This window comes from Bradyrhizobium sp. sGM-13 (assembly GCF_018398875.1).
In the GTDB taxonomy this organism is placed as follows: domain Bacteria; phylum Pseudomonadota; class Alphaproteobacteria; order Rhizobiales; family Xanthobacteraceae; genus Bradyrhizobium.
The window spans coordinates 1-232 of the sequence record NZ_JAGWDK010000450.1 but is presented as its reverse complement, the minus strand read 5'-3'; the positions used below and the strand labels follow the sequence as shown (position 1 = coordinate 232).

The following is a 232-nucleotide window of genomic DNA, read 5'->3' as shown; positions in this document are numbered from 1 at the left end:
CGTCCAGCGTCTTTCGGCCCTCTCGTTGCAGCAGCGCGATGAAATGCGCCGCGCGCGCTTCCAACAGGTCAGCGGCCTTTTTCAGCACGGCAGCGCGCGTTCCGGCCGACGTTCTGCTCCAATTCATAAAGCGGGCGCGTGCGGCCGATACCGCCGCATTCGCCTCCATCTCCGTCGCATCCGCAATGCTTCCGGATGCGGGCAGTCGTTCCGCAGCGATGGCCGAGACGAG

Annotated in this window: 1 protein-coding gene; it reads right to left on the bottom strand. The window is 65.5% G+C overall.

All coding sequences use genetic code 11. From position 1 onward, the window contains the following. A partial coding sequence (locus KJQ96_RS39620) for an aldehyde dehydrogenase family protein (protein ID WP_213291288.1) occupies nucleotides 1-232 on the bottom strand: 232 nt, incomplete at both ends.